Source organism: Methanobrevibacter sp. (assembly GCF_017427765.1).
In the GTDB taxonomy this organism is placed as follows: Archaea; Methanobacteriota; Methanobacteria; order Methanobacteriales; family Methanobacteriaceae; genus Methanocatella.
The window spans coordinates 63,617-79,903 of record NZ_JAFRSC010000006.1 but is presented as its reverse complement, the minus strand read 5'-3'; the positions used below and the strand labels follow the sequence as shown (position 1 = coordinate 79,903).

General features: G+C 32.0%; 17 protein-coding genes. 12 read left to right on the top strand and 5 right to left on the bottom strand.

Going from position 1 to position 16,287, the window contains the following annotated elements; genetic code table 11:
* The first annotated feature begins 140 nt into the window (after positions 1-140).
* The 8 genes from IJL02_RS01385 to IJL02_RS01350 all read left to right on the top strand — a co-directional run bounded on the left by IJL02_RS01385 (position 141) and on the right by IJL02_RS01350 (position 9,491).
* Positions 141-1,361 (top strand): aspartate kinase, encoded by a 1,221-nt coding sequence (locus tag IJL02_RS01385; protein ID WP_292808243.1) that lies wholly within the window; start codon positions 141-143, stop codon positions 1,359-1,361.
* Positions 1,358-2,251, top strand: a complete 894-nt coding sequence (gene dapA, locus IJL02_RS01380; protein WP_292808241.1) for a 4-hydroxy-tetrahydrodipicolinate synthase — start codon at positions 1,358-1,360, stop codon at positions 2,249-2,251. Before IJL02_RS01385 ends, dapA begins: the two co-directional genes overlap by 4 nt.
* Positions 2,252-2,263: 12 nt before the next feature.
* Positions 2,264-3,085, top strand: a complete 822-nt coding sequence (gene dapB / locus IJL02_RS01375; protein ID WP_292808239.1) for a 4-hydroxy-tetrahydrodipicolinate reductase — start codon at positions 2,264-2,266, stop codon at positions 3,083-3,085.
* A 9-nt stretch (positions 3,086-3,094) separates the two neighbouring features.
* Positions 3,095-4,144: an aspartate-semialdehyde dehydrogenase gene (asd, locus tag IJL02_RS01370; RefSeq protein WP_292808237.1), complete on the top strand. Its 1,050-nt coding sequence runs from the start codon at positions 3,095-3,097 to the stop codon at positions 4,142-4,144.
* Between the two features lie 230 nt (positions 4,145-4,374).
* Entirely contained in the window at positions 4,375-5,616 is a 1,242-nt protein-coding gene (locus IJL02_RS01365; RefSeq protein ID WP_292808235.1) for a hypothetical protein, read from the top strand.
* 426 nt (positions 5,617-6,042) lie between these two features.
* Positions 6,043-7,653: a thermosome subunit alpha gene (gene thsA, locus IJL02_RS01360; RefSeq protein WP_292808233.1), complete on the top strand. Its 1,611-nt coding sequence runs from the start codon at positions 6,043-6,045 to the stop codon at positions 7,651-7,653.
* Positions 7,654-7,696: 43 nt separating this feature from the next.
* Positions 7,697-8,704 carry an adenosylcobinamide amidohydrolase gene (locus IJL02_RS01355; protein WP_292808231.1) on the top strand — a complete coding sequence of 336 codons (1,008 nt, stop codon included), beginning with the start codon at positions 7,697-7,699 and terminating at the stop codon, positions 8,702-8,704.
* A 142-nt stretch (positions 8,705-8,846) separates the two neighbouring features.
* Positions 8,847-9,491 carry a hypothetical protein gene (locus IJL02_RS01350; RefSeq protein WP_292808229.1) on the top strand — a complete coding sequence of 215 codons (645 nt, stop codon included), beginning with the start codon at positions 8,847-8,849 and terminating at the stop codon, positions 9,489-9,491.
* A gap of 12 nt (positions 9,492-9,503) precedes the next feature.
* Here the strand turns inward: IJL02_RS01350 and IJL02_RS01345 are convergent, their stop codons facing one another.
* Positions 9,504-9,722, bottom strand: a complete 219-nt coding sequence (locus IJL02_RS01345) for an exodeoxyribonuclease VII small subunit (RefSeq protein ID WP_292808227.1) — start codon at positions 9,720-9,722, stop codon at positions 9,504-9,506.
* The gene (gene xseA / locus IJL02_RS01340) at positions 9,723-10,976 is read right to left on the bottom strand and encodes an exodeoxyribonuclease VII large subunit (protein WP_292808225.1); all 1,254 of its coding nucleotides are present in this window, start codon (positions 10,974-10,976) and stop codon (positions 9,723-9,725) included. It abuts the gene before it with no gap.
* 184 nt (positions 10,977-11,160) lie between these two features.
* Between xseA and IJL02_RS01335 the strand changes: the two genes are divergently transcribed.
* Complete coding sequence (locus IJL02_RS01335) at positions 11,161-11,391, top strand: PRC-barrel domain-containing protein (protein WP_292808224.1); 231 nt, start codon at positions 11,161-11,163, stop codon at positions 11,389-11,391.
* Positions 11,392-11,400: 9 nt separating this feature from the next.
* Complete coding sequence (gene pyrE / locus IJL02_RS01330; protein ID WP_292808222.1) at positions 11,401-11,928, top strand: orotate phosphoribosyltransferase; 528 nt, start codon at positions 11,401-11,403, stop codon at positions 11,926-11,928.
* Positions 11,929-11,974: 46 nt separating this feature from the next.
* On the opposite strand, the gene IJL02_RS01325 is transcribed toward pyrE, so the two are convergent.
* The 3 genes from IJL02_RS01325 to IJL02_RS01315 all read right to left on the bottom strand — a co-directional run bounded on the left by IJL02_RS01325 (position 11,975) and on the right by IJL02_RS01315 (position 14,404).
* Positions 11,975-12,481, bottom strand: a complete 507-nt coding sequence (locus tag IJL02_RS01325; RefSeq protein ID WP_292808220.1) for a molybdenum cofactor biosynthesis protein B — start codon at positions 12,479-12,481, stop codon at positions 11,975-11,977.
* 337 nt (positions 12,482-12,818) lie between these two features.
* The gene (locus tag IJL02_RS01320) at positions 12,819-13,616 is read right to left on the bottom strand and encodes a winged helix-turn-helix domain-containing protein (protein WP_292808218.1); all 798 of its coding nucleotides are present in this window, start codon (positions 13,614-13,616) and stop codon (positions 12,819-12,821) included.
* On the bottom strand, positions 13,616-14,404 hold the full coding sequence (locus IJL02_RS01315) for a winged helix-turn-helix domain-containing protein (RefSeq protein WP_292808216.1): 789 nt from the start codon (positions 14,402-14,404) through the stop codon (positions 13,616-13,618). Before IJL02_RS01315 ends, IJL02_RS01320 begins: the two co-directional genes overlap by 1 nt.
* A gap of 248 nt (positions 14,405-14,652) precedes the next feature.
* On the opposite strand from IJL02_RS01315, the gene IJL02_RS01310 reads away from it, so the two are divergent.
* Entirely contained in the window at positions 14,653-15,159 is a 507-nt protein-coding gene (locus IJL02_RS01310; protein WP_292808214.1) for a ribonuclease VapC, read from the top strand.
* Positions 15,156-16,271, top strand: a complete 1,116-nt coding sequence (locus IJL02_RS01305; protein ID WP_292808212.1) for a DUF2117 domain-containing protein — start codon at positions 15,156-15,158, stop codon at positions 16,269-16,271. The genes IJL02_RS01310 and IJL02_RS01305 overlap by 4 nt, the downstream gene beginning before the upstream one ends.
* Positions 16,272-16,287: the final 16 nt, after the last annotated feature.

Sequence of the window (16,287 nt, the reverse complement as noted above, 5' to 3'; positions counted from 1 at the left end):
TATTAAAATAATTTTCAATTTATTTGATGTAATTTTAGTTAAAAGTATATTAATATGATTAGATATAAATATAAATTAATATTTTTGTAAGTTCAAAAATATGCAAAACTTTTTAACAGTTTTTGAAATAGGTGAATTTAATGGATTTGATAGTAGCAAAATTTGGCGGAACCTCGGTTGGTGATGGTTCCAGAATTAAAAAAGCGGCGCAGTCCGTAGTAAATGAGTATATGAAAGGCAATCAGGTAGTAGTTGTGGTTTCTGCAGTAAATAAGACTACCGATGAGTTAATTGATTTATCCAATGATGCAATTGGTGACGGTTTAACCGATAAGCAGAAGGCAAGCATCATGGCTATGGGTGAATTAACCAGTGCTAGATTATTCTCAGCAACTGTTGAATCTTTAGGTGTGAAATCTGAGTTTATTGATCCTTATAATGAGTTATGGCCTATCATGACTGATTCCAATTCTCTTGAAGCAAAGATTGATTTCAACACAACCAACAAGAAAATTAATGGAATTGAAAATCTTGTAAACCAAGGTATCATTCCGGTTATCTGTGGATTTTTAGGAAAAGGACCTAGTGGTGAAATCACAACTCTTGGAAGAGGCGGAAGTGATATTTCAGCATTTTTAATCGGGCATTGTTTAAATGCAAATGAGGTCGTAATTGTTACAGATGTGGATGGTGTAATGTCAACTGATCCTAATAAAATTGAAGAGGCTGAATTGTTAGAGGAAATAACAGTTGAAGAAATGAGGGATTTGGCCACTCATGGTGCACAGGTTTTGCATCCTCATGCATTAAAATATAAAGATCCATTAATTAGCGCAAAAATTATCAATTTTAAAAACGGTGATTTAAAATCTAAGGGTACTCGTATCACCGGACCTTTTGAAGGAGATATTTTAAAATCCGTATCTCTTTACAAGGAACCTATTTCACTTATAGTTCTCGTTGGAGAAGCAATGCTTAAAAAAGTAGGACTTCTGGCTGATTTAACTGGATGTCTTGCTAAAAATGATATAAATATTTTTGGAATTTCTGCAGGTCAAAATTCAATTACAACATTTGTCAGTAAGAAAGATGCAGAACAGGCTTATCATATTTTACATAATTTAGTGGTTGAAACTGAAGTTTTAAGTTCTCTTTCTTTAGGTAGAGACACAGCTATGATTACTTTAGTAAGCCCGGACATTATTGAAACTCCGGGAATTATTTCTGGTATTACAGAACCGCTTAGAAAAAATAACATTAATATTGTAGAAATTACTTCATCTCAAACAGCAGTAGTACTTTTTGTTGATTGGAAAGATGGTGAAAAAGCATGTAAATTAGTTAATGAGGTTTTACAATGAAATTTGAAGGAACATATGTCGCAATGGTAACTCCATTTACTGAAGATAAAGAAATTGATGAGGAAGGATTCAGGTCAAACATCAATTATCTAATTGATCAGGGGGTAGATGGTTTAGTGGGTGCTGGTACTACAGGAGAATCAGCTACAATTTCTCATGAAGAGCATCAAAAGGTCATTGAAATATTGGTTGATGAAGTTGACGGTAGAGTTCAGACAATTGCCGGAACAGGAAGTAATGCCACTTCCGAAGCTATTTCACTTACCAAATTCTCTGTTGATGTTGGTGCTGATGCAGCATTATTAATCACTCCTTACTATAATAAGCCTCAACAGCATGCTTTAGTGGACCATTATGGTACTGTAGCTGCCGCTTGTGACATTCCGCTCATTGCTTATAATGTACCATCACGTACAGGATCTGATATTGCCGTTGAAACAGCTGTTGAATTAGCTAAAATTGATGGTGTTGAAGCCATTAAAGAGGCTAGTGGCAGTGTTGATAAAGTTTCAGACATATATCAGGCACTTTCTCGTGAAGGTCTTGAAGATGATTTCAACATTCTTTCAGGTGAAGATTCTTTAACTTTACCGATTATGGCTGTTGGAGGAACCGGTGTAATCAGTGCATCTGCAAATATTGATGCAAGAAGAATGGTCTTAATGGTTAATAGTATTTTAAATGATGATTATACAAGAGCGTTCGAGCTTCATTATGAAATGCTTGATATAATAAGGGCTCTTTTTGTTGAAAGTAACCCTGTTCCTGTTAAAACTGCAATGAATTTAATGGGACTTCCTTCAGGACCTCTCAGACAACCATTATGTGAAATGAAAGAAGAAAACTTAGAAATTCTTAAAAAAGCATTAAAAGATTCTGATTTAATTTAAGTTGGTATTATTATGATTAAAGTAGCAGTAACTGGAGCTGCAGGTAGAATGGGCTCCGGTATTATAAGAAAAATCACAGAACAAGATGATATGGAAGTAGTTGCAGCTATTGAAATGCCGAATACTCCTTTAGCAGGAAAAGATGCAGGTATTCAGGCTGGAGCCGGAGAACTTGGTGTTGAAATTGTCGGATCTGAAAAATTAGAAGAAACTTTAAAAGCATCCGGTGCTGAGGTTTTGGTTGATTTCACTATTGCTCATGCGGCTGTTGAAACTATTAAAATAGCTACCTCCTGCGGTGTTGGCGTGGTTGTTGGAACAACCGGTTTCACTGATGACCAAATGGCAGAAAACATTAAAAATATTAAAGAAAACAATGTTCCTGCTGTAATATCATCAAACATGGCAATTGGAGTTAATGTATTTTTCAACACTTTAAAGAAATTGGCTCCATTATTATATGATTTTGATATTGAAATTATTGAAGCACACCACAATCAAAAAAAGGATGCTCCATCCGGTACTGCTATGACTGCTTTTGAAGTTATTGCAGAAGAACTTGGCCGTGACACTGAAGAAGTTGGTGTTTACGGAAGACATGGATTGGTTGGCAAAAGAACTCCTGAAGAAATTGGTGTTCATGCAATTCGTGGTGGAGACATTGTTGGTGATCATACTGTAATGTTTGTTGGTGATGGTGAACGTTTGGAAGTTAAACATCAGGCTCATACCAGAGAAGTATTTATTGCTGGTGTAATCAGAGCCATTAGATATATTCCATCTGCTGAAAAAGGTATTGTAAGCAGTATGAATGATGTTTTAGGATTAGAATAGGTGAGTTATATGGTAAATGTTGGTGTACTCGGCGCAACTGGTATGGTAGGTCAAAGATTTATTCAATTACTTGAAAATCATCCTGATTTTGAAATTACAGCTTTAGCAGCATCATCTCGTTCCGCTGGTAAAAGATACGAGGATGCTACAACTTGGTATATGAATGAAGAGATGCCAGAATCTGTTAAAGATATTAAAGTTGTTGAAACAAACCCTGATGCAATGGATAATGATGTAGATATTGTATTCTCATCTCTTCCAGCTGATTTTGCATTAAAAGTTGAAAAAGATTTCGCTAAGGATTATGTTGTTGCAAGTAATGCAAGTGCTCACAGGATGAAGAAAAATATCCCTTTAGTAATTCCTGAAGTTAACCCTCAATGTTTAGATATGATTGATGCTCAACAGAAGGAAAATGACTGGGATGGATTCATAGTCACCAATCCTAACTGTTCCACTATTGCATTAGCTTTAACATTAAAACCTATTGTTGATAATTTTGATGTGAAAGCTGTTAGAGTCTCAACCATGCAAGCAGTATCTGGTGCAGGTTATAATGGCGTACCATCAATGGCTATTGTCGATAATCTCGTTCCTTACATCGGTGGTGAAGAGGAAAAAATGGAAAGCGAATCCCTCTATCTGTTAGGTTCTTTTGATGGTAACGATGTAATTAATGCAAATTTCAAATTAAGTGCATCATGTCATAGGGTACCTGTAATCGATGGTCATACTGAAGCAGTATTTGTTGAGTTAAATGATGGATTTGACATAGCTGATGTAAAAGGCAGTATGCAAAATTTCAAAGGATTGCCACAAGAACTAAATTTATATTCAGCTCCTGAAAATCCAGTTATTGTAAAAGAAGAAGACGACCGTCCTCAGCCAAGAATGGATAGAAATGCAGGTAATGGAATGGCCGTTACTGTTGGCAGATTGAGAGAAGATAAAGCATTTGATAATAGCTTCAAATATGTTTTAGTTGGACATAATACTATTCGTGGTGCTGCTGGCGCTTCTATATTGAATGCAGAATTAATTAATGATAAAATACTCTAATTTTATCAATTTATTTTTCTTATTTTTTTTAAAATTTTTTGTTTTTTCTATCTTTTTTCTTATTGTTTTTATTTTCATTTTTAGGATAATTTAATGGTTTAATTTAAATAGTATAAAATAAATAATTTATAGCAAGGAATTATATTGTACAATATATCGGAGTTTTCAAATTCATAAAATTTGAATTATTTGAATACGATATAGGGATAAAATTTAAACTAAGGGATAGAATGGAAATAGGAATTGATGCTGAAAAAGATACTCTACAATCTTTAATTCGATCTTGCCTATTAGAGCTTAATAAGCTAAAATTAGATTTAACTGAACTTGAAGTTGAACGAGCTAATGATAATACTCCTCAAAGGATTAGGGAACTCGAAAAAGACATTGTAGAGAAAGAAAAAGAAGTTTCTGTTATTAAATTCAAAGCAGAAGATGAAATTAACCTTTTGAAAAAGCAACTCGATGAAAAAGATAGTTTAATTAAAAATCAAGAGGACAGAATTTACGAACTTGATTATGTCAACAATTCTCTTGATGAAATTAAAGAATATTTTGCTGACCAATTAAGAGAATACAAGAAAAAAGAATTGGCAGATGTTAATGAAAGATTGAATGAATCCTACAAAAGTGTTGCTGAAAAGGATGCTCAAATTAACGCACTTTCCAGAACAATTGATGATTATAAGATTCAAGTTATTAAACTGGAAAATAATGTAGAGTCAAAAACTCAAATAATGGAACTTGAAAAACAAATTGAGCTCAAAAACAATGAACTTATTTTAAAAGAAAATGAAATCTCTCAAAGAGATACTCAACTCGATATATTAAAAGAACAATCTATTCCTAAACAAGAGTATGATGATCTTCAATCACAATTCGAATCCAAAATCGATGAAATGAATTGTGAAATTGACAATTTAAAACAACAAACTATCCCTAAAGAAGAGTATACTAATCTCCAATCCCAATTTGAAGCTGAAATGATTAATTTAGATAATCAAATCAATACTCTTAAACAGCAAACTATCCCTAAAGATGAGTATATTTCTCTTCAAAATAGATTGGAAACTGAATTGGCATCAAAAAATACTCAAATTGAATATTTAAAAGAAAAAACTGTTCCTCGTGAAGAATTAATATCTCTTCAGACTAAATTGGAAGGTGAAATTGCTGCTAAAAATAATGAGCTTGAATATTTAAAGCAGAAAACTGTTCCTCGTGAAGAGTATATGTCTCTTCAATCTGAAATTAATTCAAAAGAAAACGAACTCAAATATTTAAAACAGCAAACTATTCCTCGTGAAGATTATATTAACCTTCAAAATGAGTTGAATAGGAAAAATGATAAAATCAAAAGATTGGAAGAAATTAATGCATTCTTTAATGAGCTTCAGGAAGAACAAGAATCTTATGATACTATTGAAAGGACACCACCTTTCAGATTAGAGAAAAAACAACAACGTAGGTAGTTTTACCTACTTTAATTCCTTAATTTGTGGTTGCTTCTGAGTCTTTTTGAGATTAATTTCTCAAACTTTTTTATTTTTTTTTAGAAATTTTAATTCTACTTGGGGTTCATCTATCTATTGTTATTTCTTTAGTATTTTTTTTAACCTGTCTTTAATTTAATGTAATTTGCGATTAATATTTTTCATGCAAATTAATTAAAACATGATATGGTTTGCCATAAATTTGATAATTAGGGGTTCTTTTTCATAACTGTTTTTCCTGTAAATTATTTTTCTTACTTTAATTTACTTTATACCATAAAGTATTTATATAACCTTAAACTCATGTATTAAGTAGAAAGGTTTAGTCAACACTATAACTTATTTTCTCATGTTGATAATTAAACTGATCTAATTATTTATAAAACTAAAAAAAGGTGATTATTAATGGCACAAGGACAACCAATTTTTATTTTACCTGAAGGTACTAACAGGTCTGTCGGTAGAGATGCACAAAGAAATAACATTTTAGCTGGTAAAGTATTAGCTGAAACTGTAAGAACTACTTTAGGTCCTAAAGGAATGGACAAAATGTTAGTTGACGGACTTGGTGATATTGTAGTAACCAACGACGGTGTTACTATTTTAAAAGAAATGGATATTGAACATCCTGCAGCAAAAATGCTCGTAGAAGTAGCAAAAACCCAAGAAGATGAAGTTGGAGACGGAACTACTACTGCAGTTATCATTGCTGGAGAATTGTTAAAAAAATCCGAAACTTTACTTGACTCTGACATCCACCCAACAATCATAGCTATGGGATACAGAAAAGCAGCTGAAAAAGCACAAGAAATTTTAGATGATATTGCAATTGAAGATGTCGATTCTGAAGTATTATTAAAAGTTGCTATGACTGCTATGACTGGTAAAGGAACCGAAGCAGCACGTGAACCATTAGCAAAATTAATCGTTGATGCTGTAGAAGCTGTAGCTGATGATGATGGTGTTGACATTGACAACATTAAAATCGAGAAAAAAGATGGGGCTGTTGTTGAAGAATCCAGTTTAGTTGAAGGTGTAATTGTAGATAAAGAAAGAGTACACCCAGGTATGCCATCTGAAATCAAAGATGCAAAAATCGCATTAGTCAACACTGCATTAGAAGTTAAAGAAACTGAAATGGATGCAGAAATTACTATTACTGATCCTGCTCAAATGCAAGCTTTCATTGAACAAGAAGAAAAAATGGTTAAAGACATGGTTGACAAAATCGTTGATGCAGGTGCAAACGTATTATTCGCACAAAAAGGTATCGATGACTTAGCACAACACTACTTATCCAAAGCTGGCGTTTTAGCTGTAAGAAGAGTTAAAAAATCTGATATTCAAAAATTATCCAGAGCTACCGGTGCAACTGTTATCACTAACTTAGATGACTTAACCGAAGATGACTTAGGTCAAGCTGGTGTTGTTGAAGAAAGAAAAATCTCCGGCGAAGACATGATCTTTGTAGAAGAATGCAGCGGTGCTAAATCTGTAACCTTATTCGTAAGAGGAAGTACCAAACATATTGTAGACGAAATTGTAAGAGCAATTGAAGATGCAATTGGTGTGGTAGCAGCTACTGTAGAAGATGACAAAGTTGTTGCTGGTGGAGGAGCTCCTGAAATCGCAATGGCTAAAAAACTCAAAGATTACGCAGAATCCATTTCTGGAAGAGAACAATTAGCTGTAAATGCATTTGCAGAAGCTTTAGAAATCGTACCAAAAACCTTAGCTGAAAACGCAGGTTTAGACAGCATTGACTCCTTAGTAGATTTAAGAGCAGCTCAAGAAGACTCATTCTACATGGGATTAGATGTATTCTCTGGTGAAGTAGCAGACATGAAAGAAGCTGGTGTAATTGAACCTAAACGTGTCAAAAAACAAGCTATCCAATCTGCATCTGAAGCAGCTGAAATGATTTTAAGAATCGATGACGTAATTGCATCTACTAAAGGCCCTGAAGACATGGGTATGGATCCTTCCGCAATGGGCGGAATGCCTCCAATGATGTAAATTCAAAGAAATTTTTATAATTTCTTTTCTTTTTTTTATTTTTATGAAAGACAGACTATTTTTCTTATCATCTTTAAGAGATGAAGTGTATTATCTAAAAGACACTATTTTTGTTAAGTTCAATGTTAAACGTAATGGAATTTCCACATCTAAACTTAATGGAGGATTCTCTTCAAATTTTCAAAGCGTTTTTAACCATCATTTATCACAGGATAACATTAATTATTTGGAAAATCATGACGTTGGAGATTATTTAATTCAGAAGTGCTGGTCTTTAAATATAGATTCTAATTACACCACAGGTCTCATTACACTGGCCGAGATGAAAAATGTAGGTATCGTGACTAAAACATACAGGAATCTTGAAGTTGTTTCAATTTCAACAGCTGGTGTTAGAACCAATGCTGCAAGAGCAGGCGATTCCGCATCATTTTATGAAGAGAATGGAAAATTCGGTACAATAAATACTATAATTTTAATTAATGCTAATTTGGGTTATGAAACATTGCTTGAAGCGTTCATGACCGCAACAGAGGCAAAGGCAGTTTCGCTAAATGATTTAAAAATTCCATCACAGTACTCTAACGGATATGCAACAGGCACTGGAACTGATGGATTATGCATATTTTCTAATTTGGAATCACAAAATCACATAACAAACGCAGGTAAACATTCAAAACTTGGTGAATTAATTGCTAAAGCAGTTATTGAATCAGTTAGGGATGCTATCAGAAAACAGGTTTGGATTGGTCCAAAATCCCAATCAAATGTGTTGACAAGGTTAAACAGATATTCATTGGACATTAATGAGTTTTATGATTATTTGGAATGCGATAAATTTGAATTTATCTCTCAATTGCAAAAAGAAATGAGAAAATCTGATAATTTAGCTATTACAACCACAGTTTTAAATTTAATTGACGAAGTTAATTGCGGATTGATTGAAAAAGAAGTGGCATTAAAGCTAGCTAATAGTATAACAAATGAAAATTGTGATAGTTATCCAATAAAAGCATTATTGGAGTATTGGATTGATTATTTCATGTCTTGATTTAACTTTTTTTTTTAAAATGGATTCTTTGAGATTACGATAGTAATATATAGTTCAATTAAAATAACTATATTATATCTATGTTTGATACATTATAGATTTCGAACAACTACAATATGTAATTGAAAATTGGGGTGAAACAATGGGATTATTTTCAAAAAGTCCTAAAGAAAAAGAAGCAAAAAGAGCTAAAAAATTCCAAAAGAAACTGAATGACGCTAAAAATAAGTTAAATAGCAATAACCAATCAAAAATGCACAATATCGTAATTAGGGACCTTGTTGAACTTGCCAGAACTAAAGATGAGTATCTTGAATGTTCAGAACTTTTTAAACAATGGGCAGATATCTTTTTACCTTATCTTGAATCAGGAAAGCCTCGTTTTGACTGGATTAAATTCAAACAGAATATGGTATTCGGTATGCAATCTCTTTTAATTACTGCTGATTTTGTTGATGTGGTTGAGTATTCGGATAAATTAACTTCTCTGAAAGATTTCATATACAGTCTTGTAATCAATGGTAATCCATTTATTGATGACAAAAATGATTTGTATACTGTAGTTGGAGTATATCTTGGGTTTGCGCTTTTTAAATTAGGGAAGTATGATGAATCTTTTAAAATTCTACATCCAATTGGATTGGTGACAGTACCGATTAGTTCCATTAATGATGAACTGGATGATTACGGAAAAGAAATGTTTGGGGAATATCGTAATGAACTATTTGCCGGTGAATTCTGTGCAATAATAGCTGAAGACGCCCAAGACGGAAAGTTATCCAATTAAATATTGGATAATCTATTCTGTTATGCTAAAATCTTCAATTTGCCCATTATCCTGAACGATTTTTGCAATTGATTCTTCAGCTTTTGATAATTTATTTTCACATATCTTAACTAGTTGCATTGCATTTCCAAACTCGTCAATTGCGTCATCTAGTGGTATGTCTCCATTTTCTAATTTGTTTACTATTTCCTCTAGTTTTTCTAAGCTTTCTTCAAAAGTTAAGTTTTCCATTTATATCACCTTTGTATTTATTGTTCCGTCATCAAATTCAACATCCAATTTGTCCCCTGATTTAACATCTTTTACAGAAGAGATGACTTTTTCATCAATTTTTGCTATGGTGTAGCCTCTCTTCAATGTTAAAAGAGGATTTAAAACTTCCAATTTCGCTATATTTTTTGCAAATTTTTCTTTTTTCATTTTTGTTATTTCTTCAGGATTTTTTAATACATTTCTGTTTTCAAGTCTGAATAATTTGTTTCTGTTTTCGGAAATGATATTTTTAGATGAAAATCCCAATTTGTCAACCAGTTTATCCAAAGTCATTCTCTGCATTTCATAAATATTTTCCGGATGTTTAAAAATCTGTTTTTGAGAAATATTTTCTAATTTAGTTCTGTTTTGAGTTATTCTATCGTTAATATTTTTATTTAAGTTGGCTGAAAGCTGACTGACCCTATACTTGACTTCGTTTAACTCGGGAACTGCTATCATTCCAGCATCGGTTGGGGTATGGGCTCTCATATCTGCTACATAATCGGAAATGGTCCAGTCAATTTCATGACCAACAGCACTAATCACAGGAGTTTCACATTCATATATGGCTCTTGCAACAATCTCTTCGTTAAATGGCCATAAATCTTCAATGCTTCCCCCACCTCTTCCCACAATGAGCGTATCCAAGTTAAAACTATCAGCATGCTTAATTTGGCGTACAATATTTGGTGCTGCCTGGTCGCCTTGAACAAGTGTTGAAAAGACTAACACTTCACATATTGGATATCTTCGTTTGATTGTTTTGATGATATCTCTTATTGCAGCTCCGGTTTGGGCCGTAACAACTCCAATTCTTTTCGGATACTTTGGAATTTCTTTTTTATGGGTATCGTCAAACAATCCCTCTTTATCAAGTTTTTTCTTTAACTGTTCAAAAGCAATATGTAATGCTCCGATTCCATCTTCTGTGATTCGTGAAGCATATAATTGGTATTTGCCGTCTTTTTCATAAACTTCAATTTTACCTTTAACAATCACTTTCATACCATTTTGGGGTTCAAATTTAAGGAATCTTTTATATGTTTTAAACATTACTGCAGGAATTTGGGATTTTTCATCTTTTAAGGTAAAATAGCTATGTCCGCTTGGATAAGTTTTGAAATTAGATATTTCACCTTTAATGTAGATGTTTTTTAATTTCGCTGCCCTTTTTAGCTTTCTGTTGATATAGGCATTTACTTGAGATACCGTACAGTATTCTTCTTGCATAAATTCACCTTTAAATATGCTTGTTAATATATTGTTTGTATTTAATACAATTTATTATTTCAAATCAATTTTTCCTTTCTTTGCAGAAATTTTCTGTTTAATTGAAAATATTGAATTTCATAGAAAATATTTTTTAAATGGAATGTACTAATATTATATCATATCTAAAATTAATGGTGATTTTATGAGAATTAAAGATGAATTATTTGGTAAAGAAGTTCTTGATGCTGATATTCAAATCGTTGGAAAAGTTTCTGATGTGGTTTTTGATAAAGACACTTTTGAAGTCACTGATCTTGTTCTTAAAAAAACTGGATTTTCAGAACAGATTAAATCAAGTGAAAATATGATTCCGATGGAACTTGTTAAAGTAATTGGAGATAAGATTTTGCTTAAAGGCGAAGATGATATCTAACTGATTTTTATGGTTTCAAAAGAATATTTAATAGAGTTACTAAAAGAAAATGAAGTGTTTCTTGAAGGGGATTTCACATTATCTTCCGGAAAGAAGAGCAATTATTACATTAATATGAAAAAAGCAATTACTGATCCTGAAATTTTATCCACAATTTCAAAATTAATCACTGAAAAAATATCAAATGATGATATCGATAAAGTTGCTGGCCCTGCTTTGGGTGCAGTTCCGATAGCTACTGCGGTTTCATTAGAATCAAAGCTACCATTATTAATGATTCGTAAAGAAAAGAAAGGTTACGGTACTTCCAAACTCATTGAAGGCGAGTTAAATGATGGGGATAGTGTTATTGTCGTTGAGGATGTTTCAACTACTGGAGGGTCTTTACTTAAAGCAATTAATGCTATTCAAGATAATGGAGGTAATGTAAAAAGGGCTTTTGTTGTTGTTGACAGACAGGAAGGTGCTATTGAGGAGTTTGAAAAAGAAGGAATAACTTTAGAGCCTTTAATAATTGTCAATGAATTTTTTGATTAAAAAAAGAAAAAAATGATGAATTCGATTTCATCATTTAATTTTAATTTTATTTTTTTACATGATGGACAATATGTGGTAGTTCATCAATAATTATTCCTAGAGCTGTTTTTACAGCATTAGGAGATCCAGGCATTGAAAAAATAGTGCTTTTTTTATAGATTCCTGCTGTTGCTCGTGAAAGCAATGCGGCCGCACCTATTTCTTCGTAAGATTTGGACCTAAATAATTCTCCGAATCCATTTAATTGTTTTTCGAAAAGTGATTCTACAGTTTCAACAGTGATGTCTCTGGAAGCCAATCCGGTTCCTCCTGTTGTTAAAATAACATCAATATCTTCGCTAATCATTGTTTCAATTGCATTTATTAAATCTTCTTTTTCATCAGGAATTATTATTCTTGATTTTAAAGTATATCTGGATTCAATTTCTTCAGCAATATACTGGCCGGATAAATCGGCCTTTTTAGATTTTCTACTATCACTTAATGTTATTATTCCACAAGTAATATCTTTTGAAGATTCGCTTTGATGTTGTTTTGAAGTTTCACTTTTCATTTTATTGCCTCATATTTTTATTCGAGATGTTCTTTGATTATCATATATTTTTCTAAGTTTTTATATAATTTTTCACTTGGAAAATATGAATAATTGCATCCGAACTTCTCTTTAATTATGTACCTATGACTACAAATAATATTCAAATGATACTTTACAGTCTTATAGTCTAAATTCAATATTCGGGCTAACTGATTAGCATTTCTCGGTTTAACCAATATTTCATCAATTATTCGTACTGTATTTTTACCGCCAGGTCTTAATATTATTAAACTATAAAGTTCTTTATTTTCACTATATAATGTTCCATTTTGGATATTATTTGAAATCAGATTGATCACCTCACAAATATTTTAATAATCGACAATGCCCATTTTTTGGCATCGTCGTCTTTAGCAATTAATATTTGAGAATCATCATAATGTCCATCTTTAAAGAATAATGTTAAAGATATGAATTCTTCGGAGTATGTAAGAAATATTTTAAAATTTTTGTCAGTGACAGTTGTGCTAACTTTTTCATTGTTGAGTAACTCTTCATTGAAAAATTCATTTTTTTCAATAGAATTGTATATCTCTTCACTGACAATCAATTCTAATTTTTTTAATTTATTCTTACCTAAAAGGTCAATCATATGCTTAAAATGATTTTCTGAGTAAATTGGTAGCAGTATAGTTAATTCTGTTGCTTTTGAAATTAAATTGATGTATCTGTTGAATGCTATTGACAAATCACTTGTTGTGGAGTTGATATACTCAGCATCTTTTAACATATAGACATTTCGTATTATCTCCTCAGGAATATCGGACAAATCATGATTGTTCCAAAATACCTCGCTTTTGCTCAATGAGTACCAGTTGTCAATCAATTTAATCATGTTGGTTGTCAGAAGATAACCGTTGGATGTTAACTCGTAATATTTTTGAGTTTTCCGGATTAAATTAATTGCCTCTAATTCTTTTAGCCCGTGCAGTATTGTTGCAGAGGGCTTTTTTAATTCATTTCTTAATTCATCTAGATTTCTCGGATTGTTGTACACTGCTATAAGTAATTTAGTGCGCATACTGGATGTTAAGATATACTTCACATCCTTAAATTCCTTGTTTAGTTCGTTTTTGGTTTGAACGTTTGTCATTAAATCACCTTGTGTTTCACGTGTTTAAATAAGTCCTCTGCCCATTCATATGATTTTTTATCATCTGAGATCAGTATTCTATTTTGGTCGAAGCTGCCGTCGTTTTTAAATAGTCCTAAACTCATTTTTTCATCACAAATGGTTAAATATATATCTAAATCCTCACTAACAGTGAGTATTTTTAATTTTCCTTTTAGTTTACTCACTCTTTTTAATCTTTCATCAATCGGAGCCAAAATTTCTTGGACAATTTCTTTTGGCAGGATTAATTCAACAGACCCGTTATTTTTCAATATGCCTTCAATCAGTTTCGGATAATCTGGGTGTAAGTAGGGAAATATTGCTTTTACATTTTTTGCGTTGGCTAATTGATTTTTGATGGTATTATGTGTTTTATAAATGTCTATGGGTGTGGTTTCAATCAATTCAGCATTTTTTAAATCATTAATGTTGCGTATTGAATCAATACTCATCTGATTAATGTTATGTTTGTTCCAAAAAGAATCATGTTCGTTAATTATTTCAATGCTCTTTTTAAAGTCCATAAGAGTCTTGAAATATATTCCGGCCATCGGATCAACATAATACTTTTTATCAATTTTTTTAATGTAGTTATTTTCCTCTAATTTATTCACGTTACTTGATACGGAACTATAAGTTATTTTGGTACTTTTAACAAGTCCTCGTACGTTATCTGGGTATTTGTTCAGTTCACTGAGAATTTTCAATCGTATTTCTGACTGTGCAAGAAATCGGATTTCTTGATTTAGTTCATTGTTAGTATACATTTTCAGTGCCCTCCATTTTTTCTATTTTGTAAAATTTTTTTGAAAATTACATCGAATTTTCTGTAATAACACATTTTTACATCTAAATTTAAATAGATTTTTCCAAATTTGTCCCAGATCTATCCCAAATTTATCCCCAATCTCTCCCAAGCTTTTAAAAACTTTTAACAGGTTCTTTACAAAATTTCCATAAATCCGTAATTTTAAATTGCCAAGATTTATTAATTTATATGATTAAAATATTCATCATGGAAACTTGTTATATACTTGATGCATCAGCTTTTATAAATGGCTTTCAAATCACATCAAATAGGAATTATACTGTTCCTGAAATAACTGCAGAACTTAAGGATTTTGAATCCCGTTTACGTTTCGATGAAGCAGTCAATAAAGAATTAATCCGAGTTAAAGATGTCTATTCTGAGTGTATAATTCGTGTGAATAATATAATATCTGTAAGTGGTGACTCTTTAAGGTTATCCCTTCCTGATGTAAAATTAATCGCTCTAGCATACATGTTGTCAAAGCAGGGCGAAACGGTCAAGGTCATTACTGATGATTATTCCATTCAGAATGCCTTAAAAATTATGAATATTCCGTATTCAGGGGTTTTGACTGAAGGAATTAAGGAAATATACAATTGGAAGAAAGTTTGTGAAGGATGCAAAAAGGAATTTGATGACAGTTATCCCTTTGATGACTGTGAAATTTGTGGGTCTAAAATATTCAAAAAAAGAATTAGGGTGAAAAAATGAGAATTGGTGTTGTTGTTCATGGCCCAAATATTATTGATTCCGGTTATGCATTAAAGCTAATTAATTTACTTAATGAGTATGGAGATGTTTCAGCAAGACTTGGAGGGACTATGGGCAGAACTGCTGTAATCGATGCTCGTCTGGAAAATCTGATTGATATTTCAAAAAAATTAGTTCCAAGCGATTCTTTAAAAATCTTTCATGATGATAAAGTAGATGTAATTTTCCTTCTAAACTATGGAAAATCAGATGTCACAGGTCAGGTATTCGGATATAAAGTCTATAATCATTATATTGATAAAATTGAAAACAATAATATTCCAGTTATTCAAATAGAACGTCCTGGTGAAGAGGACGGCAGCATTATTTCCTGGAACAATAATCTGGATATTGTATATGATTTGTCCCATAAATTAAATTTGGATATTGTTACTCCTGATGAAGTTTATGAAAATCATATAAAAAATGACAGTGAAACTGTTAATCAAAGGGTCGTTCATGGAGTAAGTCCCGGCGAAAATATAATGGTTAACAGTGTTGTTATTGGAAAAACTGATTCTGATAGGCTTACATTAATATCTAAAGATAATCATATTGTGGATATTGTTGGCGGTGAGCTTAAAGCTCATGGTCTTGAAAAGTTAGGTGAAGTTGATCTTGAATCTGCAATAATTAAAACGGGTCTTTTAAGAAATGCAAAAGTTACACCGAGGGTTTTAATGAATGATAAACCGGAAAGTTTTAAAGTTGCATTTTTAGACCATGCCGGTGAAGATGTCTATAAATTCAGAGATGCCAGTTGCGTTATTACTGTTGGGGATGATACAACATTGATATCTTCTGACATTTTATACAGATTTGATATACCTGTGGTTGGAATAACTGATGGTGATTTGGACAAGGTTGTAGCAGATGGATTCAAGGTAAAAAATTCTGTCATTTTTGAAGTTGAAAGTGGTTTTGATGATGTCTGCGGTCAATATATTCAAAGCATTATCTTTGACGGTAAACAGGTAACATATGATTTTTCAAATATCGGGGAAGTTGAAGAAAAAATCACAGAAATAATAAAAAATATTAATTGTAAATACAAAATTAATTATATTAATTAAATTAGGGCGTGTAATT

What these genes read in the sequence shown, in the direction of transcription:
- IJL02_RS01385 (WP_292808243.1), top strand. Translation starts at nt 141, where the DNA reads ATGGATTTGATAGTAGCAAAATTTGGCGGAACCTCGGTTGGTGATGGT.
- dapA (WP_292808241.1), top strand. Translation starts at nt 1,358, where the DNA reads ATGAAATTTGAAGGAACATATGTCGCAATGGTAACTCCATTTACTGAA.
- dapB (WP_292808239.1), top strand. Translation starts at nt 2,264, where the DNA reads ATGATTAAAGTAGCAGTAACTGGAGCTGCAGGTAGAATGGGCTCCGGT.
- asd (WP_292808237.1), top strand. Translation starts at nt 3,095, where the DNA reads ATGGTAAATGTTGGTGTACTCGGCGCAACTGGTATGGTAGGTCAAAGA.
- IJL02_RS01365 (WP_292808235.1), top strand. Translation starts at nt 4,375, where the DNA reads ATGGAAATAGGAATTGATGCTGAAAAAGATACTCTACAATCTTTAATT.
- thsA (WP_292808233.1), top strand. Translation starts at nt 6,043, where the DNA reads ATGGCACAAGGACAACCAATTTTTATTTTACCTGAAGGTACTAACAGG.
- IJL02_RS01355 (WP_292808231.1), top strand. Translation starts at nt 7,697, where the DNA reads ATGAAAGACAGACTATTTTTCTTATCATCTTTAAGAGATGAAGTGTAT.
- IJL02_RS01350 (WP_292808229.1), top strand. Translation starts at nt 8,847, where the DNA reads ATGGGATTATTTTCAAAAAGTCCTAAAGAAAAAGAAGCAAAAAGAGCT.
- IJL02_RS01345 (WP_292808227.1), bottom strand. Translation starts at nt 9,722, where the DNA reads ATGGAAAACTTAACTTTTGAAGAAAGCTTAGAAAAACTAGAGGAAATA.
- xseA (WP_292808225.1), bottom strand. Translation starts at nt 10,976, where the DNA reads ATGCAAGAAGAATACTGTACGGTATCTCAAGTAAATGCCTATATCAAC.
- IJL02_RS01335 (WP_292808224.1), top strand. Translation starts at nt 11,161, where the DNA reads ATGAGAATTAAAGATGAATTATTTGGTAAAGAAGTTCTTGATGCTGAT.
- pyrE (WP_292808222.1), top strand. Translation starts at nt 11,401, where the DNA reads ATGGTTTCAAAAGAATATTTAATAGAGTTACTAAAAGAAAATGAAGTG.
- IJL02_RS01325 (WP_292808220.1), bottom strand. Translation starts at nt 12,481, where the DNA reads ATGAAAAGTGAAACTTCAAAACAACATCAAAGCGAATCTTCAAAAGAT.
- IJL02_RS01320 (WP_292808218.1), bottom strand. Translation starts at nt 13,616, where the DNA reads ATGACAAACGTTCAAACCAAAAACGAACTAAACAAGGAATTTAAGGAT.
- IJL02_RS01315 (WP_292808216.1), bottom strand. Translation starts at nt 14,404, where the DNA reads ATGTATACTAACAATGAACTAAATCAAGAAATCCGATTTCTTGCACAG.
- IJL02_RS01310 (WP_292808214.1), top strand. Translation starts at nt 14,653, where the DNA reads ATGGAAACTTGTTATATACTTGATGCATCAGCTTTTATAAATGGCTTT.
- IJL02_RS01305 (WP_292808212.1), top strand. Translation starts at nt 15,156, where the DNA reads ATGAGAATTGGTGTTGTTGTTCATGGCCCAAATATTATTGATTCCGGT.